We start from the raw sequence: 23,490 nt of genomic DNA on the forward strand, positions 1-23,490 counted from the left end.
GTTGGGTCGGTGAATTCCGGCACCCACAGCACCTATGACGTCGTCGTGGTCGGCGGCGGCCACAACGCCCTGGTCAGCGCCGCCTACCTCGCGCGCGCCGGCCTCTCGGTCGTCGTGCTCGAGCGCCTCGGCCACACCGGCGGCGCCGCCGTCTCGATCGAGCCGTTCGCCGGCCAGCCGGCCCGCCTCTCGCGCTACTCCTACCTCGTCAGCCTGATGCCCGAGCAGCTGATGGCGGACCTGGCGCTCGACGTGCGCCTGACCTCGCGCACCACCGCGTCGTACACGCCCTGGACGCGTGAGGGGCGCTCCGGCGGGCTGCTGGTCGAGCGACCCGAGAGCGAGGCGACACGCGCGTCGTTCCGCGAGCTCACCGGCAGCGACGAGGAGTACGCCGCCTGGCAGGCGTTCTACGCCGAGGTCGGCCAGCTCGCCGAGGTGGTCGCGCCGACCCTGATGCAGCCCCTCCCCCTCGAGAAGGACGTCCGCGCCCTCGTCGACGAGCGGATCTGGACCGACGTGGTCACCGACCCGCTGGGAGCGGCGATCACCTCGCGCTTCGCCGACGACACCGTGCGCGGCGTCGTGGCGACGGACGCGCTGATCGGCACCTTCGCCTCGATGGACGACCCGTCGCTGATCCAGAACCGCTGCTTCCTCTATCACCTGGTCGGCAACGGCACCGGCGAGTGGCGCGTGCCGGTCGGCGGCATGGGCGCGGTGACGGACGCCCTCGCCCGGGCCGCGGTCGAGGCGGGTGCGGAGATCGTCACCGACGCCGGCGTCAGCGCGATCGCGCCCGGCCCCGACGGCGCCGAGGTCACCTTCCACGACGGCACCCGGGACCGGTCCGTCATCGGACGCCGCGTCCTGTCGGGCGTCGCACCGTGGGTGCTGCGGATCCTGCTCGGTGAGGGCGAGGACGCCGCGACCAAGCCGGCCGGCTCGCAGCTCAAGATCAACTTCCTCCTCGACCGCCTGCCCGCCCTGCGCTCCGGCGCGGACCCGGCGGTCGCGTTCGCCGGCACGCTGCACCTCGACGAGGACTACAGCCGCCTCGAGCAGGCGTACGCCGCCGCGGCCGGCGGCGCGGTGCCGGACCCGCTGCCGGGCGAGGTCTACTGCCACAGTCTCAGCGACCCCTCGATCCTGGGCGAGCGGGCCGGCTCGGCGCACACGTTGACCTACTTCGGCCTGCACACCCCCGCCGCCCTCTTCGACGCCGACCCGTCCGCCCGCGACCTGGCCGTGGAGCGCGCCCTCGCCTCGCTGAACGCGGTGCTGGCCGAGCCCATCGAGGACTGCCTGGCCCGCGACGCCGACGGCAACCCCTGCATCGAGGCCAAGGTCCCGCAGGACGTCGAGAAGGACCTCGCCATGCCCGGCGGACACATCTTCCACGGCGACCTCGAGTGGCCGTGGGCGCCCAACCGCTCGCGGCTCGAAACCCCCGCCCAGCAGTGGGGCGTGCAGACCGGGCACGACTCCGTGCTGCTCTGCGGGTCGGGTGCGCGACGCGGTGGAGCGGTCTCCGGGCTCGGCGGCCACAACGCCGCCCAGGCCGTGCTCGCCGAGCTCTGACCTCGATTTCGCCCTCCGGTCGACACGGGGTAAGGTTTTCCTCGCTTCACCGCACGCGCCATTAGCTCAATTGGCAGAGCAGCTGACTCTTAATCAGCGGGTTCGGGGTTCGAGTCCCTGATGGCGTACCACTCGACGAAGGCCAGGCCCCGACCGGGACCTGGCCTTCTGTCGTCGGACAACGCACGAGCGAGGCGGGGGGTCGGATGGACGAGGCGCAGTGGCGGCTGCTGTCATCGATCGCACGTCGCTTCTACCTCGAGGACGCCTCCAAGACCGAGCTCGCCGACGAGTTCGCGATCAGTCGCTTCCGGGTGGCCCGGCTCCTCCAGCAGGCCCGCGAGCAGGGCGTGGTGACGATCGAGATCCACGACCGCGACGAGCCGCGCGACGCGCTGTCCGCCGACCTCGCCGCCCACCTCGGCCTCGACGAGTGCGTGGTCGTGAAGGCGGGCGACACCGGTGACGACAACCGGCGTCGACTGGCCAGGGCCGCCGCGCCCCGCATCGCGCGGAGCATCCGCGAGGGCGACGTCCTCGGTCTCACCTGGGGTCGGACGCTCGTGGCCATCGGCGAGGAGCTCCCGGCGCTCCCGCCGAGCACCGTCATCCAACTGACCGGGACCGTGGGCAACGACCTGCGCCAGTCCCCCGTCGAGGTCATCCGCCGCATCAGCGGACGGTCGAGCGTCGAGGCGGTGGCCGTCTTCGCGCCCCTCTTCGCCGCCTCAGAGGACGCTGCCGACACCTTCCGGAGCGACCCCTCGATCGAGGCCGCACTCAGTCGCTACGCCGACCTGTCCCTCGCCGTGGTGGCCGTCGGGTCCTGGGACCCGCCCATCACCCAGCTCGGCCCGCTGCTGCGGGCCCACGAGCGCGCCGAGCTCGAGCGCGAGGGCGTGGTGGCCGAGGTCGCCGGCATCTTCTTCCGCGCGGACGGCTCGGTCATCGAGACCGACGTGAGCCGCCGCCGCATCTCGGTGAGCGCCGCGGAGCTGAGCCGTACGCCCCGCGTGATGGCCGTCGCCGGCTCGGCGGAGAAGGCCGCCGCCATCGCCGCGGTCTGTCGTTCCGGGCTCCTGAGCAGCCTCGTCACCGACGACCGCGCGGCCACCGCGCTGCTGCGTCTCCCCGTGCGCTGACGGCGCGCTGAGGCCTTCTTCCGGGCCACCTTCCCCGCCCCCGCGGACCACCTCCTCACCGCGCTGGCGATCCTGCGCACCCTTGACGCGCTCCCGCGGCAGTGCTGTAATCCATGTCACTCTCAAACGTGCAGCACTGCTCAAATGAGCGCATGGAGGTTCGCCGAGATGCTCGTGAACGGCCTGGAGGTGGAGGTCGACGTCGACCGACGGCTGGTCGAGGAGACGTTGCTCCCCGCACTCGACGTAGCGGCTTCGCGCCCGCGGGCCCAGCGACGGGCATTCGTGTTCCTGGTCGGTCCTCCCGGAGTCGGGAAGTCGACGCTGGCCGCGGTCCTGGCCGAGGCCGGGAGCCGCCGTCTCCCGGCACCGACGCGACTGGACGTCGTCGGCATCGACGGCTTCCACTTCCCGCAGAGCCACCTCGAGTCGCACCACGTGCGCACCTCCGACGGTACGGTCCCACTCAGCACCATCAAGGGGGCACCCGAGACCTTCGACGTCGAGGCGCTCGCCGAGCACCTCGCGGCCGCCGCGGACCAGGACGTGGTGTGGCCGACGTACGACCGCAGGGTGCACGACGTCGTGGCAGGCACCCACCCGCTCAGCGCCGACCTCGTGGTCATCGAGGGCAACTGGCTGCTGCTCGACGAGCCGGGGTGGCGCGACCTCGCGCGCCACGCCCACTACGTCGTGCTCCTCACCGCCGACGCCGACCTGCTGCGCGACCGGTTGGTCGAGCGGAAGGTCCGCGGCGGCCTCACCCCTGCCGAGGCAGAGGCCTTCTACGAGCGCAGTGACCGGCTCAACGTGCAGCGGGTCATGGGCTCCTCCGACTTCAGCAAGGTCGACCTGACGCTGGTGGTCCAGGCCGACGGATCCATCCAGCAAGGAGAGATGTGATGAGTCAATCGATCGACGGCGGGCTTCCGGCCGACTCCGGCACGAGCCTGCGCGCACGCATCCAGGCGTTCGGCGGGTTCCTGACCGCGATGGTGATCCCCAACGTGGGGGCGTTCATCGCCTGGGGCCTCCTCACCGCCCTGTTCATCCCGACGGGGTGGCTGCCCAACGAGGACCTGGCCGAACCCATCGGGCCGATGATCACCTACGTGCTGCCCCTGCTCCTCGCCTTCACCGGCGGTAAGCTGGTCCACGGCCACCGCGGCGGCGTCGCCGGGGCAGTGGGCACGATCGGCCTCATCGTCGGTGCGGACATCCCGATGTTCCTCGGCGCCATGATCATGGGGCCGCTCAGCGCCTGGCTCATCAAGCAGGTGGACCGCGTCCTCGAGCCCCGGATCCGCTCCGGCTTCGAGATGGTGGTCAACAACTTCACGCTCGGCTTCCTCGGCCTGGGCCTGATCGTGGCCACCTACCGGGTCATCGGCCCGGTCATCAGCGCGCTCAACGACCAGCTCCTCCGGGCGATCAACGCGCTCGTGGACACCGGCGCCCTCCCCCTGCTCTCGCTGCTGAACGAGCCGGCCAAGGTCCTGTTCCTCAACAACGTCATCGACCAGGGGATCTACTACCCGCTCGGGCTCCAGGTCGCCGCCGACGAGGGCAAGTCGATCTTCTTCATGGTGGCGTCCAACCCCGGTCCCGGCCTGGGCCTGCTGCTGGCCTTCTGGCTCTTCGGCCACAACCGGGTCATCCGCGACAGCGCGCCGGGCGCCATCATCATCCACTTCCTGGGCGGCATCCACGAGATCTACTTCCCCTACGTGCTGATGAAGCCGTCCACCATCATCGCGATGATCGCCGGCGGTGCGTCCGGCATCGCCACGTTCATGGCGTTCGGCGTCGGCCTCACCGCGGGACCCAGCCCGGGCTCGATCTTCGCCTACCTGGCGCTTACTCCCCCCGGCGACCACGTCGGCGTCATCGCGGGCGTCCTCGTCGCAGCCGCGGTCAGCTTCGTCATCACGGCTGCCATCCTGAAGCTCAGCAGCAACGCGGACGACGACGACGCCGATCTGGAGGAGCACGCCGAGCGCTCCCGGGCGATGAAGGCCGAGGGCAGCGCGGTGCTCACCGGCGCCATGGGCGGCTCGGGCAGCGACGCCGCCCGTGGCGACGTACGCCGGATCGTCTTCGCCTGCGACGCCGGCATGGGCAGCAGCGCCATGGGCGCGAGCGCCTTCGGCAAGCGGTTGCGCGACGCCGGACGCGACGACGTCCGCGTGACCCACGCAGCGATCGAGTCCGTGCCTGCCGACGCCGACCTGGTCGTGGTGCACCAGGACCTCGCCCGCCGGGCGAAGGCGGCGCGACCGAACGTGGAGATCGTCACCATCCAGAGCTACCTCGGCGACCCCGCACTCGACACGCTCAACGACCGCCTGACCGAGAGGACCACCAGCGATGCCGACCAGTGACCACGGACGCCTCACCCGGGCGGCCCGCATCCACGGGGCCCACAAGGTCGCCGTGAGCGAGTTCGGCCTCCCCGACATCGGGCCGGACGAGCTGCTCCTGCGGGTCGTGAGCAGCAGCATGTGCCTCTCGACCTACAAGGCCATGTCCCTGGGCAGCGACCACAAGCGCGTCCCCGACACGATCTCCACGGACCCCGTCATCACCGGCCACGAGTTCGCCGGCGTGCTCGAGGAGGTCGGGGACGAGCTCGCGGACCGGTTCAGCGTCGGGCAGAGCGTGGCGATCCTGCCCACCATGGGCCTGCCGAGCGGCTGGTCCCCCGGCTACAGCTACCCCTGGTTCGGCGGCGACGCGACCTACTGCATCATCCCGGCGATCGCGGTGGAGAAGGGCTGCGTGCTGCCGTACGACGACGGCTACTACGCCAACGGGTCGCTGGCCGAGCCCATGTCGTGCATCATCGGCGCCTTCCGGTCCAACTACCACACCGAGCCGCTGGTGTGGGAGCACCAGATGGGCCTGAAGCCGGGCGGGCGGCTCGCCCTCCTCGGCAGCGGCGGTGCGATGGGCATCGGGGCGCTGGACTACGCCCTCAACGGGCCGTTCACGCCCAGCGTGGTCGTCGCCGTCGACGTCGACGCGGAGCGGCTGGACCGGCTCCGCCGGCTCTTTCCCGCGGAGGAGGCCGAGCGGCGCGGGTGCCGGCTCGAGGTGGTGGACGCGAGCGGCCAGGACACCGTGGAGCTGCTTCGGGCCATCTCCCCGGACGGCTTCGACGACGTCGTCGTGTTCGCCGCGATCACGCAGCTCGTCGAGGCCGGCGACGCCGTCCTCGCCCACGACGGCTGCCTGAACTTCTTCGCCGGCCCGACCGACCGGGCGTTCTCCGCCTCGCTGAACCTCTACAACATCCACTACGAGAGCACCCACCTCGTCGGCACGTCCGGGGGCTCCCGCAGCGACATGGAGGAGAGCCTGGAGCTGTCGGCGTCCGGCGCCATCAACCCGTCGCGCATGGTGACGCACGTCGGCGGGCTGGACGCCGTGCCCGACGCGCTGTCCGACCTGCCGACCTTCACCGGAGGAAAGATCCTCATCTACCCGCACATCGACATGGACCTCACCGCCATCGCCGACTTCGGCGAGCTCGGCCGGCACGACCCACGGTTCGACCGGCTGGCGCGGCTCTGCGCCGACCGGGACGACATCTGGAACCACGCCGCCGAGGACTACGTGCTCCAGGCCTTCACGGCGGAGGCACGCACGTGACCGCGCTCAGCGAGCTCCTCACCCACGAGACCATCGCCCTCGACGAGCGCGCCGACGACTGGCAGGACGCCATCCGGCTCGCAGGCGGCCTGCTCGAGTCGGCCGGCATCGCCGAGCCGGCGTACACCCAGGCGATGATCGACAGCGTGCACCAGAACGGGCCCTACATCGTGCTGGCACCGGGCTTCGCGTTCCCCCACGCACGGCCCTCGGAGGCGGTGCACCGGACCGGAATGTCGTGGGTGCGCCTGGCGTCCCCGGTGGAGTTCGGGAGCAAGGCCAACGATCCCGTCACCCTGGTGGTGGCGCTGGCGGCCACCGACAGCTCCACCCACCAGCAGGCGATGGCCTCGCTCGCGACGCTGCTCACCGACACCTCGCGGCGAGCCTCGCTCGACGCGGCGTCGACGCCCGCGCAGGTGCACGCCATCCTCAGCGGGGACAGCCCGCCCGACCCCGCGCCCGACCCCGCGGCCGAGGCCGACGACGCGGAGCAGGCGCGCGCCGCAGGAGGAGGCGCAGGCGGGGGCCGCACCCGCGACCACATCCTGACCGTGTGCGGCAACGGCCTCGGGACCAGCCTGTTCCTGAAGAACACCCTCGAGCAGGTCCTCGACCGGTGGGGCTGGGGCCGCCTGATCACGGTGGAGGCGACCGACACCGTCTCGGCCCGCGGCAAGGCCAAGGACGCCGACCTCATCCTCACCTCGGGCGAGATCGCCCGCGCGCTCGGGGACGTCGGCACACCGATCGTCGTGATCGAGAACTTCACCAGCCAGCGCGAGATCGACGCAGCCCTCCGCGCGTCGTACGACATCTAGAGGCAGCAAGGAGATCGACATGGACTGGCTCCTCAGCGCCGCGCAGTTCCTCGTCAACGAGGTCCTCAGCGTCCCGGCCTTCCTCATCGGCATCATCACCGCAGCGGGGCTCGCAGCCCTGCGCCGACCCGTCGGCCAGGTCGTCGGCAGCGCCCTCAAGGCGACACTGGGCTTCCTGCTGATCGGAGCCGGCGCCACCCTGGTCGTGGCCTCGCTCACGCCCCTCGGGCTCATGATCGAGGGTGCGACCGGAGCCCAGGGCGTGGTGCCGACCAACGAGGCGATCGCCGGCATCGCCCAGGAGCAGTACGGCGCGCAGGTCTCGTGGCTCATGATCCTCGGCTTCGCGGTGAGCCTCCTGCTCGCCCGGTTCACGCCCCTGCGCTACGTGTTCCTCACCGGCCACCACATGCTGTTCATGGCGACCCTGCTCACCATCGTGCTCGCCTCCGCCGACTACTCACCTGCCCTCGTCGTCGGGCTCGGCGGCGTCATCCTCGGCATCCTCATGGTGTCGCTGCCGGCCTTCGCCCACCCGTGGACGCGTCGGATCACCGGCGACGACAGCATCGCCATCGGCCACTTCGGCACCGCGGCCTACGTCACCGCCGGGGCCGTGGGTGCCCGGATCGGGCGCAACAGCCGCTCGACGGAGGACCTCCGGCTGCCCGAGTCGCTCCGCTTCCTGCGGGACTCGATGGTCGCGACCGCCCTGTCGATGGTGATCATGTACGTCGTGCTCGCGGTCACCTTCCTCGCCCGACGCGGCCAGGAGACCGCCTTCACCGCGTTCGACGGCGGCGCGACGGGAGTGGGCGACTACATCATGCAGTCGGTCACCCAGGGGCTCCAGTTCGGTGTCGCGGTCGCGGTCATCCTCTTCGGGGTCCGGACCATCCTGGCCGAGCTCGTGCCGGCCTTCCAGGGCATCGCGAACAAGGCCGTGCCCGGAGCGATCCCGGCCCTCGACGCCCCGATCGTCTTCCCCTACGCCCAGAACGCCGTGCTCATCGGCTTCCTCTCGAGCTTCACCGGCGGGCTGATCGGGCTGGCCGTGCTGTCGTTGTGGCTCAACCCCTGGCTGGGCCTGGCCCTCATCCTGCCCGGCCTGGTGCCCCACTTCTTCACCGGTGGAGCCGCCGGCGTCTACGGCAACGCCTCGGGCGGCCGCCTCGGTGCCCTCGTGGGCGGCTTCCTCAACGGGCTGATGATCACGTTCCTGCCGGCGCTCCTGCTGGAGGTGCTGGGCGACTTCGGCGACGCGAACACCACGTTCGGGGACACCGACTTCGGCTGGGTCGGCATCGCGACCGGCTACCCCGCCATGCTCGGCGCCGCCGGCATCCCGCTCATCGTCCTCGTCGGCGCCGTCATCCTGGGCGCGGCGATCATGTGGCAGAAGCGCGTGGTCGACACGGGGTGGGACCCGGCGCCGCACCGCGGGGTCCGGGAGGGCACGGCGGGCACGGGCGATCGACGTACCCCAGTGTCGGCGGCCGCGGCGAAGATCGCTCCCCCGCAGGGTGCGCCCACGCCACCTCCTCCGCCGCACGACTGACGGCCGTCCCCGGACGCACGCAGGGAGCCGGTCCTGACGGACCGACTCCCTGCGCGCAATTCCCGGGACGGGGGCCTACGTGAAGATGCTGACCCCACCGGGGCCGACCAGCAGGCCGATGATGATGAGGACGATTCCCCACAGCATCTGGCCCCGGATCAGCGAGACGATGCCGGACACCACGAGGATGACGGCGAGGATCCACAGCAGCAAAGCCATGTCATGCTCCCTTCGGTTGGGAACTTCAACCTAGCCATCTCCGGCTCTCGCCGAAAGTCGCCCACACCCTTTCGGATAGCGGACACGCAGGCCGCCGAGGAGCGTGGGAGGCGGCGTCAGCCCTCCTCGCGCAACCGCGGCGGGGTGAAGTTCTCCGGTCGGATGCCGGTCTTGTCGGCGTAGAAGTCGCGGACGAGGTCCATGTCGGCGGTGACGTCGCCCGTGGGGTGGAACGTGGGGCCCCAGCCGACGGTGCGCGAGGGGGTGTCGATGAAGGCCAGCGTGATCGGCAGGCCGGTCTGCTGGGCGATCCGGTAGAAGCCGGACTTCCAGTGCGTGCCGCGCGAGCGGGTGCCCTCCGCCGCGAGGCCGAGGAGCCACGGGTCGTCGCCCTCGGACTCGGCCAGGAGCTCCTTGATCGTCCCGCCGGGGTTCGTGCGGTCCAGCTCAACCGCACCGGTGCGGCGCAGCAGCCAGCCCAGGGGGCCGACGAAGAGCTCCCTCTTGACCAGCAGCCGGATCGTGATGCCGTAGCGCCAGGCCAGGAGCATCGTGAGCACCCAGTCCCAGTTGGAGGTGTGCGGTGCGCCCACGAGCACGCCGCGCTGGGGCACGTCACCGACGGCCTTCCAGCGCACGGCGCGCAGCGCGAGGCCGGCGATGCTACGACGAAGCACGGGCACGTCCTTTCTTGCGCTCGCGCGCGAGGTCCCACAGGTAGTGGTCGAAGTCGACCTCCATCGTGTGGCGTGGGGAGTCGTAGAACTGGCGGGTGTCGCGCCGGTGCTCCGCCGCCATCTGGCGGCGTACGACGTCGCGGGACGGCGGCACGTAGTCGCCGCGCAGCGTCTCGGCGATCCACGCCGCCTGCGCCTCGGCCAGCGGCATCACCGCCCCGAGCGGCTGGAGCAGGCCGAGGAAGTAGAGGCCCGGGAGGTCGGGGTGCACGGTGCGCTTCCACAACGGCAGGTCGTTGTCCTGTGCCGACACGAGCGCGGGGTCGAGGAACGGGAAGGTGACGCGGTAGCCGGTGGCCCACACGAGGAGGTCGGCCGGCGCGCTCGTCTGGTCGACGAAGACGACCCGGTCGCCGTCGAGGCGCTCGATCGCCGGCCGCGCGGTCACCGCGCCCGCCGCGAGGCGCTCACGGATCCGCTCCGACTGCACGGGGTGGGACTGGCCGGGCGTGTGCTGCGGGCGCGGCAGGCCGTGCTCTTCCATGCTGCCGCCGGCCACGGTCGCGCCGATGCGCAGCCGCAGCGCCGTGACCCACCACGGCACCCAGCCGGGCGGCAGCAGGCCCTGGTCGCTGGGCTTGCCGAGGAACCACTTGCCCAGCACCCACTCCGCGCGTCGCACCGACCACGTCGTCGTACGCGCCCGGAAGGACGCCTCGACGGCGATGTCCATGGCGGAGTTGCCGGCCCCCACCACGACGACGTCGCGGCCCTCGAGCTGGTCGCCGGAGCGGTAGTCGTGGGCGTGGATCTGCTCACCGGCGAAGGTGCCGGGGTAGGCAGGCTCCGGCCACCGCGCGTCCCAGTGGTGGCCGTTGGCGACCAGCACGGCATCGTAGGTGCGGGTCGCGGTGCCGTCCGGCCCGCTGGTGCGTACGTCCCACCGTCCGTCCGCGGTCCGCGAGACGTCCTCGACGGTCGTGTCGAAGGTGATCGTGTGGCGGAAGCCGAAGTGGTCGACGTACTGCTCGAAGTAGGCGCGCACCTGGTCGTGGCGTGCGTAGGCCGGGTAGTCGGCCGGCATCGGGAAGTCGGAGTAGGCCATCCGCGCGCACGAGGTGTTGATCTCGAGGGTGTCGTAGCACGCCGACTGGCCGTTGGAGTTGTCGAGCACCCACGTGCCGCCGATGTCGCTGCCCATCTCGAAGCAGTCGAAGGGCACGCCGGCCTGGTGCAGGTGCTTGGCGGCCGCGATCCCCGACGAGCCGGCCCCGATGACGCACGCGCGCGGCAGCGACTCGTCGGCCGGCACGGGCCCGTTGGCAGGAGCCCGGTGCGACTGCTTGACGAGGTATCCCATCAGCCCTCCTGGGTGGCGATCGGCGGAGCGGTCAGAGGTAGAGACCGGTCGAGCCGGCCTCGAGGCGCTCGGCGGCGACCGCATGGACGTCGCGCTCGCGCATGACGACGTAGACCTCGCCCTGCACCTCGACCTCGGCCTTGTCCTCGGGGTCGAAGAGCACCCGGTCGCCGACCTCGACGGCGCGGGCGTGCGGCCCGACCGCGATCACCCGCGACCAGGCCAGCCGCCGCGCACCCATCGCCGCGGTCGCAGGGATCACGATGCCGCCGGACGAGCGCCGCTCGCCCGCCTCCTGGTCGACCTCGACCAGAAGGCGGTCGTGCAGCATCTTGATCGGGGCGGTGCTCAGCGGGCGACCTTGCGCACGACGGCGAGCAGGACGACGACGCCGACGACGGCACCGGCGACCTTGAGGATGTTGTCGGTGCGCGGGGCGCCGGAGTCGAGCTCGACGAAGTGCGACTTCACCGTCGTCACCTGGCGTCCGACGATCGTCTTGGGGTGGGCGCGGTGGGCGAGCTGGTCGATGGTCGAGGCGAGGCGCTGGCGCGTCTCCTCGATCTCGCGCTCGAGCGCGCGCATGTCCTGGGTCACGCGGGCAGGCTATCAATGCGCCGGGGGTCGAAGCCCCACGGCAGCTCGAGCCGGTGGGCACCCATCAGCTCGTCGTCGGTCAGCACCTCGAGCGTGGGGCGGTCCGCCACCACCACTCCCCGGCTGAGCACCACGCTGCGCGGGCACAGCTCGAGGGCGTAGGGGAGGTCGTGGGTGACCATCAGCACCGTCACGTCGAGGCTGCGCAGGATGTCGGCGAGCTCGCGCCGCGAGGCGGGGTCGAGGTTGGAGGACGGCTCGTCGAGCACGAGGATCTCGGGCTCCATCGCGAGCACCGTGGCGACCGCGACGCGGCGGCGCTGGCCGTAGGACAGGTGGTGGGGCGGGCGGTCGACGAAGTCGGCCATGCCGACGCGGTTCAGCGCCTCCATCACCCGGCGGTCGAGCGCGGCACCCTTGAGGCCGAGGTTGGCCGGCCCGAAGGCGACGTCCTGGCGGACGGTGCCGAGGAAGAGCTGGTCGTCGGGGTCCTGGAAGACGATGCCGACCCGGCGCCGGATCTCCTTCAGGTGCTCCTTGGCGACCGGCAGGCCGCTGACCGAGACCGTGCCTCGACCGGCGCTCAGGATGCCGTTGAGGTGCAGCACCAGGGTGGTCTTGCCGGCGCCGTTGGGCCCGAGCAGCGCCACCCGCTCGCCGCGGTGGACGTGGAGGTCGACGCCGAAGAGCGCCTGGTGGCCGTCGGGGTAGGCGAAGGCGAGGTCCTGGACCTCGAGCACGGGGACGCTCATCGCGCCTCCCCCGCCTGCGGGAGGGAGCCGTCGTAGCCCCGCGACAGCATCGCGAGGTGCACCCGCTCCCCACGCTCGTAGGAGCGGATGAACAGCGCTCCCAGCGACCGCGCGAGCACCGGCCAGTGGCGCGGCGAGCGCGGGTCGCAGCCGCGCGAGCGCAGCGCCGTCATCATCCGACCGAGCTCGGCGGTGACGACGTCGAGGTAGCGGATCATGAAGCCCATGATCTGCACGACCAGGTCGGGCATCCGCAGCCGCTGGAGGCCGCGCAGCAGGTCCTGCGGCTCGGTCGTGGCGGCGAGGGTGAGGGAGGCCAGCACGCCGACGCTGCCCTTGACGAGCAGCGCGATGCCTGCGACCAGGCCGGGCTCGGAGACGCTGACGCCGAGGACCTCGGTGCGCGGGCCGTGGGAGATGAAGGGCATCAGCACCGCGAAGATCGCGAAGGGCACCTCGACGACCATCCGCGGCAGCAGGTAGGTCAGGGGCACCCGGGAGAGGGCGATCACGCCGAGGAGCGCGACCGCCCACAGCGCGAAGACGGCGTACGCCTCGCGCGGGGTCGCGACCACGACGAGCATGAAGCCCAGCAGGGCCAGGACCTTGAGGTGCGCGGGCGCGCGGTGGACGGGGCTGTGGCCGTGGAAGTGGAGGCGGTGCCCGTGCCCGGCGCCCATCAGGCGTCCACGTCGTGGGTCTCGCCCTGGGGCGCGTCGCTGTCGGCGCCACTGTCGCGGCGCCGGATCAGCCAGAAGAGCCCGGTGCTGAGGAGGAGCATCACGAGGACGCCGACCACACCGGCAACCCCGCCGCTGAGCCGTGCATCGTCGATGCCGGTGGTCCGGTAGTCCGCGAGCGGGCTGTCGCTGGTGGCGGAGTCCTCGCCCGCGTCGATGATGCCGGTCCGCTCGGCGACGTACTCGAGGCCGTCGGGGTGCGAGCTGGCGTAGTAGCTCGCGACGCCGGCGACGAGCAGGCTCACCAGCAGCGCGACGACGAAGAAGCGGCGGCGGCTCACGACGCCACCGCCGCGCGGGTCTCGAGGACGCGCTCCGTCAGGAGCGGGCGCGCGCCGTGGACGAGGTCGGGGCGGGCGGCGACGACGCTGGCCACGACCAGGCCCGTCACAGCGGCCTCCCCGATGCCGATCAGGGTGTGCCAGCCGAGCATCGTGGCGGTGAGGGCGCCGAGGTCGACCGGCGCGTTGCCGCCGATGGCGAAGAGCCCGGTGAAGAGCAGCGCCGCCGCCGGCACGCTCAGCAGCGCACCGGCCGCGGCCGCCGGGGCGACGATCGAGATCCGCGCGGGGAGCACCTTGCGCAGGAGGACGAACACGGCCCAGCCCACGGCCACGGTGACGATCCCGATGAGCGAGATGTTGGTGCCGATGGCGGTGATGCCGCCGTCCGCCATGAGCAGCGCCTGCACGACGAGCACGACCGACAGGCACAGCACCGCCGTCCAGGGCCCGACGAGCACCGCTGCGAGCGCTCCCCCCATCAGGTGCCCGCTCGTGCCGGCACCGACGGGGAAGTTGATCATCTGCGCCGCGAAGACGAAGGTCGCCACCAGGCCCGCCATGGGCGCCGTACGGTCGTCGAGCTCGCGCCGCGCGGCGCGCAGCGACACCGCGACCGCGGCCGCAGCGACCACTCCTGTCGCCAGCGACGTCGGGGCGTCGAGGAATCCGTCGGGCACGTGCATCGGCTTCGTCCGTCCTGGCCGCATCGGCCTGGTGCTTGGATGGTGGCGGCCGGCTCCCCCCGGTGCCGACCGCCACCACCACCTTATTGCAAGCAGTTCGCAACAGCCAACGGATCGGATTGGTGCGATATTCCACACCCCCGCCACCGGCACGAGAGAAGGAACGCGATGACCGACCGCCTCGCCCCCGGCGACGCCGCCCCCGACTTCACCCTGACCAGCGACACCGAGGAGGAGGTGAGCCTGTCGGGCCTGCGCGGCAAGAAGGTGATCCTCTACTTCTACCCCGCTGCGATGACCCCGGGCTGCACCAAGCAGGCCTGCGACTTCTCCGAGTCCCTCGACTCGCTGCGCGGCGCCGGCTACGAGGTGCTCGGCGTGTCCAAGGACAAGCCGGCCAAGCTCGCGAAGTTCCGCGAGCGCGACGATCTCACCCTCACCCTGCTCTCCGACGAGGACCTCGACGTGCACCGGACCTACGGCGCCTTCGGCACCAAGAAGCTCTACGGAAAGGAGGTCGAGGGGGTCATCCGCTCGACCTTCGTGATCGACGAGGACGGCACGGTCGAGCTCGCGCAGTACAACGTCAAGGCGACCGGCCACGTCGCCAAGCTGCGCCGGGACCTAGGGTTGGACTGATCACCAGCCAGCGCTCGTAGCCCAACGGCAGAGGCACCACGTTTAGGTCGTGGCCAGTGAGAGTTCGAATCTCTCCGAGCGCACCACCGTTCCACCGCGAGTCCCTCCCGTGTGACGCCCGTCACCACTAGGGTCCGCGCATGGACTCCGCACTGACCACCGTCGGGCTGCCCCTCGCACTGGCGATCATCATGTTCGGCCTCGGCCTCGACCTGACGGTCGCCGACTTCAAGCGGGTCGGACGTGCACCGAAGGCCGTGGCCGTCGCGCTGGCGTGCCAGGTCGTGCTGCTGCCGGCCATCTGCTTCGGGCTGGTCGTGCTCTTCGACCTGCCGGCCCTGCTGGGGATCGGCATGCTGCTCCTCGCCGCATCGCCGGGCGGCACGACCGCCAACCTCTTCAGCCACCTGTTCCGCGGCGACGTCGCGCTGAACATCACCCTGACGGCGATCAACACCGTCATCGCGGTCGTCACCCTGCCGCTGATCACCGGCCTGGCCATCGCGTTCTACGACCGCCAGGACGACGTGACGATGCCGCTGGTCGAGATCGTCAAGGTCTTCGCCCTGATCCTGCTGCCCGTCGGCATCGGGATGGTGGTCAACAACCGAGCGCCCGACTTCGCCCGCCGCATGGACAGGCCGGTGCGGATCGGCTCGGCCGTGATCCTGGCCGTCCTCGTGCTCGGCATCCTGCTCGACCAACGGGAGAACGTCGGCGACTACCTCGCCGACGTCGGCCTGATCACGGCGCTCTTCTGCGCGATCAGCCTCGTGGTGGGGTTCTACGTGCCCAAGGCGTTCGGCGTCACCGGCCCGCAGGCCATCGCCTCGTCGATGGAGGTGGGCGTGCACAACGCCACCCTCGCGATCTTCGTGGCGGTCGAGGTGCTCGACGAGGTCGAGATCTCGGTGCCGGCGGCGGTCTACTCGCTCGTGATGTTCCTCTTCGCGGCCCTGTGGGGCACCTGGGTCTCGCGGCAGGTGGCCGAGCGGGAGACCGCGTCAGCCTGAGGCGAGGTCCGCGGCGACCTGCGGGGCGAGCTCGCGCAGCGCCCGCCCACGGTGGGAGATGAGGTCCTTCTCGCCGGGCCCGAGCTCGGCCGAGGTCAGCCCCTCGGCGGCGTGCTCGACGGCGACGAAGACGACGTCGTAGCCGAAGCCGCCGCTCCCCCGCACCTCGCGGATGATGTGGCCGTCCATGCGGCCCTCGACCACGCGCTCGCGCCCGTCGGGCAGCACCCAAGCGACCGCGCAGGCGAAGTGGGCGCCGCGACGCTCGTCAGCTACGTCGTGAAGCTGGTCGAGCAGCAGCTCGTTGTTGCGGGCGTCGGACTTCTCGCGTCCCGACCACCGCGCCGACAGCACGCCGGGCATCCCGTTGAGGGCGTCGACGCACAGCCCGCTGTCGTCGGCGATCGAGGGAAGCCCGGTCGCGGCGACGCCGGCGCGCGCCTTGAGCAGCGCGTTGCCCTCGAAGGTCGGCTCGTCCTCGACCGGCTCGACGTAGCCGTCGATGTCGCCGATGCCGAGCACCTCGATGTCGGGCACGTGCTCGGCCAGGATGCGCTGCATCTCGAGGATCTTCTTCGCGTTGGCCGAGGCCAGGAAGACCTTCATCGGGCGAGGGCCTCCTGCTGCATGCGGGTCAGGTCGGCGCAGCCCTTCTCGGCGAGCGCGAGCAGGGCGTCGAGCTCGGCGCGGTCGAAGGCGGCGCCCTCGGCGGTGCCCTGCACCTCGACGAACTTCCCCTCGCCGGTCATCACGACGTTCATGTCGGTCTCGGCGCGCACGTCCTCGACGTAGGGCAGGTCGAGGCGCGGCACGCCGTCGATGATCCCGACGCTGACCGCGGCGACCGATCCGGTGAGCGGCTCGCCGGTCAGCGCGCCGTTGCCCCGCAGGTGCGCGACCGCGTCCGCGAGGGCGACGTACGCCCCGGTGATGGCCGCGGTGCGGGTGCCGCCGTCGGCCTGGAGGACGTCGCAGTCGAGGACGATCGTGTTCTCGCCGAGCGCCTCGTAGTCGATGACGGCGCGCAGCGAGCGCCCGATCAGGCGCGAGATCTCGTGGGTGCGTCCGCCGACGCGACCCTTGACCGACTCCCGGTCGGAGCGGGTGTTGGTGGCGGCGGGGAGCATCGCGTACTCCGCGGTGACCCAGCCCAGGCCCGAGCCCTTGCGCCAGCGCGGCACGCCCACGGACGCCGACGCCGCGCACAGCACCTTGGTGCCGCCGAACTCGACCAGGACCGAGCCGGCGGCGTGGTCGAGCCAGTGGCGGGTGATGGTGATCGGGCGGAGCTCGTCGTCGGACCGGCCGTCGGCGCGGGGCGCGGGGGTCGCAGCAGAAGTCATGGCACGAGGGTAGAGGGCTGACAGAGCCGGGTCCGGTCACCCCCGTGTGTCACCGGACCCGACTCGATGTCCCTCCCCGGCGGTCCCGCCATCGGTGCACGGTCCCGCCCCGCGCGGCTCCCCCGCGCGGTGGTGCCCCAAGGGTGCGACGCGTCGGCACGCCGGCGCATCGGCCCTGAGGCTCCCCGCGACCCCGACCAAAGTAGGAATCGCGGTGACTACGCTGTGCGCCGTGGAGCCCCGCCCCAGCCTCGCCGAGACGCAGCCCGAGCTCACGCGGGTCGGGCACGCGTGGCGCTACGCGCTGTGCCTGGCGATCTCGGCGGCGGTCTGGCAGTCGGTCGCGGCCATCGAGTGGCGTGAGCAGCGGCTGCTGTTCGTCGCCGAGCTCGTCCTGGGTGCGTGCGCCTACGTCCTGGTCCACTTCCGCCGCCGGGCCCCCGTGCCGATCGCGCTGGCGATCGCGGCGATGAGCGCGCTCTCGGGCGTGGCGGCGGGTCCGGCGACGCTCGCCGCCGTCTCGGTCGCCACGCGCCGCGACGCCCGCCAGGTCGTGACGGTCGGTGCCGCGAACCTGGCAGCCGCGCAGACCTACACGTCCATCGCCCCCTTCGTCGACAACGACCCCGTGATCACCACGCTGGTCAACGTCGCCGTCAACGCCGGGATGATGGGCTGGGGCCTCTACATCGGCTCGCGCCGCGAGATCATCTGGAACCTGCGCACCCGCGCCGAGCGGGCCGAGCGCGAGCAGGAGCTGCGGGTGTCCCAGGCGCGCACCACCGAGCGGACCCGCATCGCCCGCGAGATGCACGACGTGCTGGCCCACCGCATCACCCAGGTCTCGATGCAGGCCGGCGCCCTGGCCTTCCGCGACGACCTCGACAGCGACCGGTTGCGCGACGGGCTGGCCCAGATCCAGGGCCAGGCCAACGACGCCCTCCACGAGCTGCGCGACGTGCTCGGGGTGCTGCGCGAGGACGACCCCGGCACCCCCACGGCGCGCCCGCAACCGACGTACGACGACATCGCCGCTCTCGTCGACGAGGCGCGGTCGCTCGGCCTCGACGTCGACTTCGCCGACGACCTGGACGCCACGACGCCGGTGCCCGCGGCGACGGGCCGCACGGTCTACCGCATCGTGCAGGAGGGCATCACCAACGTCCGCAAGCACGCTCCGGGCTCCGCGGTCGCGATCCGCTCGTCGGGCGACCCGCGCTCGGGCATCACCGTGACGCTCGCCAATCCGCTCGCCGAGCGGCTCCGCCCCACCGGCGCCCCGGGGGCCGGGCTGGGCCTCGTCGGGCTCCGCGAGCGCACCGAGCTGCGCGGCGGGCGGCTGGAGCAGCGCACGGAGGGGTCGGCGTTCGTGCTGGAGGCATGGCTACCGTGGTCGGCGTGATCCGCGTCCTGCTCGTCGACGACGACCCGCTCGTGCGCTCCGCCCTGTCGCTGATGCTCGGCGGCCAGTCCGACATCGACGTGGTGGGTGAGGCCCCGCACGGGGAGGCCGGCCTCGCACTCGTGGGCGAGCTCGAGCCCGACGTGGTCCTCATGGACATCCGGATGCCGGTCATGGACGGCCTCGAGGCCACGAAGGCGCTGCACGAGCGACCCTCCCCGCCGTCGGTGGTGGTGCTGACCACCTTCGACGCCGACGACCACGTCGTGCGCGCGATCGCCGCCGGCGCCGACGGCTTCCTCCTCAAGGACACCCCGCCCGCGGACATCGTCAGCGCGATCCGCACCGTCGCCTCCGGCGACGCGATGCTCTCCCCGTCGGCCACGCGCAGCCTCGTGTCACGACTGCGGGGCATGACCGCCAACGACCGCGTCACCCACGCCGCCGACCGGCTGACCGTGCTCACCGAGCGCGAGCTCGAGGTCGCGGTCTGCGTGGGGCGCGGGCTCAGCAACTCCGAGATCGCCTCCGAGCTCTACCTCTCGATCCCGACGGTGAAGTCCCACGTCTCGCGGCTGCTGACCAAGCTGGGCAGCACCAACCGGGTCCAGGTGGCCATGGTCGTGCACGACGCCGGGCTGGTCTGACTCAGACCTCGTACGTCGCGCCGGCGCGCGCCAGCTCGACCGGCCCGGCCCACTCGGCCCGCGCCTCGGCCTCGGCGGCGGCCGGGTCGTGCCACGGCGGGACGTGGGTGAGCACGAGGCGCTCCACACCCGCGCGCGCCGCCGTACGCCCGCAGTCGGCGCCGGTCATGTGCAGGTCGGGCGGGTTGTCGTCGCCGCTGCGGAAGGACGCCTCCGCGAGCAGCAGGTGCGCCCCGGCGGCCGCCTCGTCGAGCGCCTCGCACGGGCCGGTGTCGCCGGAGTAGACGAGGGTGCGGTCGTCGGCGGTGACGGTGAGCGCGAAGGCGGCGACGGGGTGGACGACCTCGCGTGCCTCGACGCGGAAGGGCCCCAGGTCGACGGGCCCGTCGTGCTCGGTGAAGTCGAACTCCTCGGTCATGCCGGGCTCGAGCGGCAGGTCGTAGGCGCGCGCCATCCGCTCGGCCGTGCCGGCCGGGCCCCAGACCGGGATCCGCGGCTGCGGGCCGGTGGGGTGGTACTTGCGCATGACGTAGTAGCCGCAGAGGTCCAGGCAGTGGTCGGCGTGGAGGTGGCTCAGGAAGACCGCGTCGATCCCGAGCGGGTCGGCGTAGCGGTGCAGCTGGCCCAGCGCGCCGTTGCCGAGGTCGAGCAGGATCCGCCACGTGCGGGTCTCCCCCGACTCCGAGGCGTGCTCGGCCTCCACGAGGTAGCAGCTGGCGGGCGACTCGGGCCCGGGGTAGGACCCGGAGCAGCCGACGACGGTGAGCCTCATCGCACTCCTCCGGCGAACTGGGTGGCGCTGAGCAGCTCCGAGCCGAGGAAGCGCCGGCCGATGGTGGCGAAGTCCTCGGGGCTGCCGGTGGTCGAGAAGGTGTAGGCCGGCTCACCGCCCTCGCGCATCAGGCCGGTGCGCGCGAGCATCTTGTAGACGTCCTTCGCGCACTCCTCCGCCGAGCTCACCAGGGTCACGCCGTCGCCCATGACGTAGGAGATGACGCCCGTGAGGAGGGGGTAGTGGGTGCAGCCGAGGATGAGGGTGTCGACGCCCGCGGCGGCGAGCGGGTCGAGGTAGTCGTGGGCCGCGGCGAGCAGCTCCTCGCCGCCGGTGACACCCTGCTCGACGAAGTCGACGAAGCTCGGGCAGGCCTGGATGTGCAGGTCGAGGTGGGGCGCCGCGGCGAAGGCGTCGTCGTACGCCATCGAGCTCGCGGTCGCACGCGTGCAGATCACCCCGACGCGGTCGTTGCGCGTGGCGGCCGCGGCGCGGCGCGCGGCGGGCAGGATCACCTCGACGACCGGCACGTCGTAGCGCTCCCGCGCGTCGCGGAGCATGGCGGCGCTCGCGGAGTTGCACGCGATGACCAGCGCCTTCACGCCCTCGGCGTAGAGGTGGTCGAGGCACTCGAGGGCGTACTCGCGGACCTCGCCGATCGGCTTCTGGCCGTAGGGCTGGCGGGCGGTGTCGCCGAGGTAGACCACCGACTCGTGCGGGAGCTGGTCGATGACCGAGCGCGCGACCGTCAGGCCGCCGAAGCCGGAGTCGAAGATGCCGATCGGGGCGTCGGCGGTCAACCGCGGCATGGGAGTCGGCACAGGCAGCAGGCTAGGCGCTCGCCCCGTCACCGGTCACGCCGTTGCGGGCGTCGGGCCCGTCACACCGCCCTCGTCGGGTTAGGGTCGGCGCGTGACCCTGCGCTCCGTGCTCGCCTCCGTCCTCGCCTGCTCCGCGGTCGGCTTCTCCCTGACCGCAGCCCCGGCCCAGGTCCCTGCCGGCGGCCCGAGCGCCGGCGCGGCGCGCGTCTCCGCCGACGACGCGGTGGAGTCGGTGCTCGCGATGACGGTCGACGGGCTCAACCCCGAGGCCCTGCGCATCCTGGGCCGCGACGGCACCCCCCACCTCCACGCGCTCATGGACGCCGGTGCCTCCACCCTGAACGCACGCACCGAGAACGAGCTCACCATCACCCTGCCCAACCACACCGGGATGGTCACCGGCCGTCGCGTCGACGCCTCGGGCGGCGGTCACGGCGTGACCTGGAACGACGACCGGCGCCGCCCCTCGACCGTCCAGGCCGCGGCCGGCAAGCGCGTGGAGTCGGTCTTCACCTCTATCCACGAGGCTGGCGGCTCGACCGCGCTCTTCGCCAGCAAGACCAAGTTCTCCCTGTGGAAGCGCAGCTGGCCGCTGAGCATCGACACCACCCGGATCAGGCTCGACAACACCACCTTGGCCCGCTCCGTGCGGCGCGACCTGCAGCGCCGCGACCGCGTCTTCCGGTTCGTGCACTTCTCGCTGCCCGACCAGGTCGGCCACGCGCGCGGCTTCATGTCCAAGCCCTACCTGCGCGCGGTCGAGCAGGTCGACGCGCTGGTCGGCGAACTCGTCGACACGGTGGGCTCCGACCCCGGGCTCGACGGCAGCACGGCGATCATCCTCACCAGCGACCACGGCGGACTCGGCACCAGCCACTCCGACGCCCGCCGCCTGCCCAACTACCGCATCCCCTTCATGGTCGCCGGCCCGGGCGTGATGCCCGGCACCGACCTCTACGCGCTCAACCCCGACGACCTGCAGGACCCGGGCGCGCGCCGCACGAGGTACGCCGACGCGCTCCAGCCGGTCCGCAACGGCGACCTGGCCAACCTCGCGCTCGACCTGCTCGACCTCGACGCGCTGCCCGGGAGCGAGCACAACGCGACGCTCGACCTCGACGTCACCCCCGCCGGCTAGCTGCACCGGGAGCGGTGTGGCTCAGCGTGGCGCGTTGATCTTGACCCGTACGACGCGGGGCGAGCCGACGACGAGGTCGGTCCGCGTCTCGTCGAGCCCGAGCACGATGGTCTCCGTGCGCTCCACCAGCGAGTCGGCGAGGATCTGCAGCGGGATGTAGCGGACCTTGTCGCCGGCCGCGAACTGCACGCGCCCGGGGCCGGGCTCGAAGTCCGCCCCCGAGGTCGCCGTTCCCGTCAGCACGCGGTAGTCCACCGAGAGGTCCCTCGGTGCGGGCGACTGGAGCTGCACCGGCACCCAGACCGTACGAGCGCGCTCGGGCGTCCGCATCAGGTCGGTCCCGAAGCGGACCTCGTTCCTGCTGAGCCACCGCGACCGCACGGTCAGCCACGAGCGGAGGAACTCGATCTCGCCGGCGTGGTCGTCCGCGTGGCGGCTCCACGGCAGGTCGCTGCCGTCGGCGTGCCACATCTGCCAGTCGGCCTGCGCCGACGGCGCCAGTGTCCGACCCGCTGCGGGCAGCTCGGCCACCACCTGCTCGACGACCGGCTTGAGGCGGGCCCAGCGACTCTTGACCCGGGCCGAGAAGGTCGGGTCTTCGAGCATGCGGCTGATCCAGTGTCGCCCGACGCGCGTGTGCCATCCCTGCGGCTCGTCCTGCGCGCGGAAGCGGGTGCCCCCGCTCAGGTCGAAGTCCCACACGGGGCCGAAGCGGAAGCGACCGCCCGGCTTCCAGCTGAAGTGGACGCTGGACTGGAAGTTGGAGTCCTGGTTGCGGAAGAGCTCCTGGACGAGGTACCAGTCGATGACGCTCTTGACGTTGACGTGGGCCGCGTAGCCCTTCCTGCGGTCGGCGAAGCCGGGGCTGTAGAGCGCGTTCTCGAACCTGCGGACGGCGCGCCGCACCGTGCGCCGCTGCTTGCGGGTCACCTCGTCGGGGTCCTTGAACGCGACCGGGATGCCGCGCCTGGTGCGGAAGCCCGGCTCGTCGTCGCGGAGGTAGCGCTGGTTGATCTCCAGCAGGAAGCCGGAGTCGGGCAGGTCCACGCGGCCCTCGCCGACCTCCACCTGCTCGGTGAGCAGGTAGAGACCGCGGGGCTGACCGTTGAGGACGACCTCGACGAAGCGGAACTGCGGCGTCCACTTCATCGTGGTGCGCTCGGCGATCGCGAAGGCCGCCGCGGTGCGGAGCGCACTGCGGTCGGCGTAGTTGGCGAGCAGCACCCACTCGTCGTACGGACGCTCGCCGACCAGTGCGGCGTCCTCCTCGAGCTTGAGCTTGTAGGGCTTCTTGGCCCAACCCCAGGTGGAGTTGCCGCGACCCTTGATCTCACCGACGTGCTCGACGCCGTCGAGGCTGATCGTCGCGTCGAGGTAGTCGTCCTTGCTGACCACCTCCGCAACGCCCTCGGTGGTGATGACGAGCTGAGTGGGAGGCGCCGGTGGCCACACCGACTCGGCCGCCTTCGCCTGCGCGGCAGTCGGGGCCGCGGCGACGGTGGAGGAGGGCACGAGTGGCAGCGCGAGCGCGACCACCAGTGCGACGACGGACGACGTACGGATCATGCGGGGCCCCCGGGTGGAGAAAGTCGTGGAGCGTCGCACGGTACACCGCGAAGATGGCCGACTTCGTGAGAGTGGTCTCACGCG

At 71.9% G+C, this 23,490-nt stretch carries 26 protein-coding genes and 2 tRNA genes; 14 read left to right on the top strand and 14 right to left on the bottom strand.

Features of this window, described 5'->3' with window-relative positions; all coding sequences use genetic code 11:
• The first annotated feature begins 9 nt into the window (after positions 1-9).
• The 8 genes from CFI00_RS16690 to CFI00_RS16725 all read left to right on the top strand — a co-directional run bounded on the left by CFI00_RS16690 (position 10) and on the right by CFI00_RS16725 (position 8,753).
• Positions 10-1,581, top strand: coding sequence for an NAD(P)/FAD-dependent oxidoreductase (locus CFI00_RS16690; RefSeq protein ID WP_207082187.1), 1,572 nt, complete (start codon positions 10-12; stop codon positions 1,579-1,581).
• 55 nt (positions 1,582-1,636) lie between these two features.
• Positions 1,637-1,712 (top strand) — tRNA-Lys (locus CFI00_RS16695).
• Positions 1,713-1,787: 75 nt separating this feature from the next.
• On the top strand, positions 1,788-2,723 hold the full coding sequence (locus CFI00_RS16700; protein WP_207082188.1) for a sugar-binding domain-containing protein: 936 nt from the start codon (positions 1,788-1,790) through the stop codon (positions 2,721-2,723).
• Positions 2,724-2,867: 144 nt separating this feature from the next.
• Positions 2,868-3,626: a nucleoside/nucleotide kinase family protein gene (locus CFI00_RS16705; protein ID WP_207082189.1), complete on the top strand. Its 759-nt coding sequence runs from the start codon at positions 2,868-2,870 to the stop codon at positions 3,624-3,626.
• The gene (locus tag CFI00_RS16710; RefSeq protein WP_207082190.1) at positions 3,626-5,104 is read left to right on the top strand and encodes a PTS mannitol transporter subunit IICB; all 1,479 of its coding nucleotides are present in this window, start codon (positions 3,626-3,628) and stop codon (positions 5,102-5,104) included. The genes CFI00_RS16705 and CFI00_RS16710 overlap by 1 nt, the downstream gene beginning before the upstream one ends.
• Positions 5,091-6,374 carry a zinc-binding dehydrogenase gene (locus tag CFI00_RS16715; protein ID WP_207082191.1) on the top strand — a complete coding sequence of 428 codons (1,284 nt, stop codon included), beginning with the start codon at positions 5,091-5,093 and terminating at the stop codon, positions 6,372-6,374. The genes CFI00_RS16710 and CFI00_RS16715 overlap by 14 nt, the downstream gene beginning before the upstream one ends.
• Positions 6,371-7,195, top strand: a complete 825-nt coding sequence (locus tag CFI00_RS16720) for a PTS sugar transporter subunit IIA (RefSeq protein ID WP_207082192.1) — start codon at positions 6,371-6,373, stop codon at positions 7,193-7,195. Before CFI00_RS16715 ends, CFI00_RS16720 begins: the two co-directional genes overlap by 4 nt.
• A 19-nt stretch (positions 7,196-7,214) precedes the next feature.
• Positions 7,215-8,753 (top strand): PTS ascorbate transporter subunit IIC, encoded by a 1,539-nt coding sequence (locus CFI00_RS16725; protein WP_207082193.1) that lies wholly within the window; start codon positions 7,215-7,217, stop codon positions 8,751-8,753.
• A 75-nt stretch (positions 8,754-8,828) separates the two neighbouring features.
• On the opposite strand, the gene CFI00_RS16730 is transcribed toward CFI00_RS16725, so the two are convergent.
• The 9 genes from CFI00_RS16730 to CFI00_RS16770 form a co-directional block, all read right to left on the bottom strand.
• Positions 8,829-8,972 (bottom strand): GPGG-motif small membrane protein, encoded by a 144-nt coding sequence (locus tag CFI00_RS16730; RefSeq protein ID WP_207082194.1) that lies wholly within the window; start codon positions 8,970-8,972, stop codon positions 8,829-8,831.
• Positions 8,973-9,088: 116 nt separating this feature from the next.
• The gene (locus tag CFI00_RS16735; protein ID WP_242532448.1) at positions 9,089-9,649 is read right to left on the bottom strand and encodes a 1-acyl-sn-glycerol-3-phosphate acyltransferase; all 561 of its coding nucleotides are present in this window, start codon (positions 9,647-9,649) and stop codon (positions 9,089-9,091) included.
• Entirely contained in the window at positions 9,636-11,009 is a 1,374-nt protein-coding gene (locus tag CFI00_RS16740) for an NAD(P)-binding domain-containing protein (RefSeq protein ID WP_207082196.1), read from the bottom strand. The genes CFI00_RS16735 and CFI00_RS16740 overlap by 14 nt, the downstream gene beginning before the upstream one ends.
• 31 nt (positions 11,010-11,040) lie before the next feature.
• Entirely contained in the window at positions 11,041-11,340 is a 300-nt protein-coding gene (locus CFI00_RS16745; protein WP_207082197.1) for a co-chaperone GroES, read from the bottom strand.
• A 17-nt stretch (positions 11,341-11,357) separates the two neighbouring features.
• A complete protein-coding gene (locus CFI00_RS16750; RefSeq protein ID WP_207082198.1) occupies positions 11,358-11,606 on the bottom strand; it encodes a DUF3618 domain-containing protein in 249 nt (82 codons plus the stop codon).
• On the bottom strand, positions 11,603-12,358 hold the full coding sequence (locus CFI00_RS16755) for an ABC transporter ATP-binding protein (protein WP_207082199.1): 756 nt from the start codon (positions 12,356-12,358) through the stop codon (positions 11,603-11,605). Before CFI00_RS16755 ends, CFI00_RS16750 begins: the two co-directional genes overlap by 4 nt.
• Positions 12,355-13,038: a cobalt ECF transporter T component CbiQ gene (gene cbiQ, locus CFI00_RS16760; RefSeq protein ID WP_207082200.1), complete on the bottom strand. Its 684-nt coding sequence runs from the start codon at positions 13,036-13,038 to the stop codon at positions 12,355-12,357. The genes CFI00_RS16755 and cbiQ overlap by 4 nt, the downstream gene beginning before the upstream one ends.
• Complete coding sequence (locus CFI00_RS16765; protein WP_207082201.1) at positions 13,038-13,379, bottom strand: PDGLE domain-containing protein; 342 nt, start codon at positions 13,377-13,379, stop codon at positions 13,038-13,040. The genes cbiQ and CFI00_RS16765 overlap by 1 nt, the downstream gene beginning before the upstream one ends.
• Entirely contained in the window at positions 13,376-14,065 is a 690-nt protein-coding gene (locus CFI00_RS16770) for an energy-coupling factor ABC transporter permease (RefSeq protein ID WP_207085582.1), read from the bottom strand. Before CFI00_RS16770 ends, CFI00_RS16765 begins: the two co-directional genes overlap by 4 nt.
• Before the next feature lie 168 nt (positions 14,066-14,233).
• On the opposite strand from CFI00_RS16770, the gene bcp reads away from it, so the two are divergent.
• The 3 genes from bcp (at position 14,234) to CFI00_RS16785 (ending at position 15,717) form a co-directional block, all read left to right on the top strand.
• A complete protein-coding gene (gene bcp, locus CFI00_RS16775) occupies positions 14,234-14,704 on the top strand; it encodes a thioredoxin-dependent thiol peroxidase (protein WP_207082202.1) in 471 nt (156 codons plus the stop codon).
• Positions 14,705-14,714: 10 nt separating this feature from the next.
• Positions 14,715-14,790: transfer RNA gene (locus CFI00_RS16780), tRNA-Leu, on the top strand.
• 54 nt (positions 14,791-14,844) lie between these two features.
• Positions 14,845-15,717: a bile acid:sodium symporter family protein gene (locus CFI00_RS16785; protein WP_207082203.1), complete on the top strand. Its 873-nt coding sequence runs from the start codon at positions 14,845-14,847 to the stop codon at positions 15,715-15,717.
• On the opposite strand, the gene rdgB is transcribed toward CFI00_RS16785, so the two are convergent.
• Both rdgB and rph read right to left on the bottom strand, forming a co-directional pair.
• Positions 15,709-16,323, bottom strand: coding sequence for an RdgB/HAM1 family non-canonical purine NTP pyrophosphatase (gene rdgB / locus CFI00_RS16790; RefSeq protein ID WP_207082204.1), 615 nt, complete (start codon positions 16,321-16,323; stop codon positions 15,709-15,711). The two genes, CFI00_RS16785 and rdgB, sit on opposite strands and share 9 nt — an antisense overlap.
• Positions 16,320-17,060: a ribonuclease PH gene (gene rph / locus CFI00_RS16795; RefSeq protein ID WP_207082205.1), complete on the bottom strand. Its 741-nt coding sequence runs from the start codon at positions 17,058-17,060 to the stop codon at positions 16,320-16,322. The genes rdgB and rph overlap by 4 nt, the downstream gene beginning before the upstream one ends.
• A 232-nt stretch (positions 17,061-17,292) precedes the next feature.
• On the opposite strand from rph, the gene CFI00_RS16800 reads away from it, so the two are divergent.
• Together CFI00_RS16800 and CFI00_RS16805 are read left to right on the top strand one after the other, a co-directional pair.
• Positions 17,293-18,462 (top strand): histidine kinase, encoded by a 1,170-nt coding sequence (locus CFI00_RS16800; RefSeq protein WP_242532449.1) that lies wholly within the window; start codon positions 17,293-17,295, stop codon positions 18,460-18,462.
• Complete coding sequence (locus CFI00_RS16805; RefSeq protein ID WP_207082206.1) at positions 18,441-19,109, top strand: response regulator transcription factor; 669 nt, start codon at positions 18,441-18,443, stop codon at positions 19,107-19,109. Before CFI00_RS16800 ends, CFI00_RS16805 begins: the two co-directional genes overlap by 22 nt.
• A 1-nt stretch (position 19,110) precedes the next feature.
• Here CFI00_RS16805 and CFI00_RS16810 read toward each other — a convergent pair whose 3' ends face one another.
• Together CFI00_RS16810 and murI are read right to left on the bottom strand one after the other, a co-directional pair.
• Positions 19,111-19,881 carry an MBL fold metallo-hydrolase gene (locus CFI00_RS16810; protein WP_207082207.1) on the bottom strand — a complete coding sequence of 257 codons (771 nt, stop codon included), beginning with the start codon at positions 19,879-19,881 and terminating at the stop codon, positions 19,111-19,113.
• The gene (gene murI / locus CFI00_RS16815; RefSeq protein WP_207085584.1) at positions 19,878-20,690 is read right to left on the bottom strand and encodes a glutamate racemase; all 813 of its coding nucleotides are present in this window, start codon (positions 20,688-20,690) and stop codon (positions 19,878-19,880) included. Before murI ends, CFI00_RS16810 begins: the two co-directional genes overlap by 4 nt.
• Positions 20,691-20,793: 103 nt before the next feature.
• Here murI and CFI00_RS16820 point away from each other — a divergent pair, with 103 nt between their 5' ends.
• Positions 20,794-21,840: an alkaline phosphatase family protein gene (locus CFI00_RS16820; protein WP_207082208.1), complete on the top strand. Its 1,047-nt coding sequence runs from the start codon at positions 20,794-20,796 to the stop codon at positions 21,838-21,840.
• 21 nt (positions 21,841-21,861) lie between these two features.
• Here CFI00_RS16820 and CFI00_RS16825 read toward each other — a convergent pair whose 3' ends face one another.
• A complete protein-coding gene (locus CFI00_RS16825; protein WP_207082209.1) occupies positions 21,862-23,406 on the bottom strand; it encodes a CotH kinase family protein in 1,545 nt (514 codons plus the stop codon).
• Positions 23,407-23,490 lie beyond the last annotated feature (84 nt).

The organism is Nocardioides sp. S5 (genome assembly GCF_017310035.1).
Lineage (GTDB): Bacteria > Actinomycetota > Actinomycetes > Propionibacteriales > Nocardioidaceae > Nocardioides.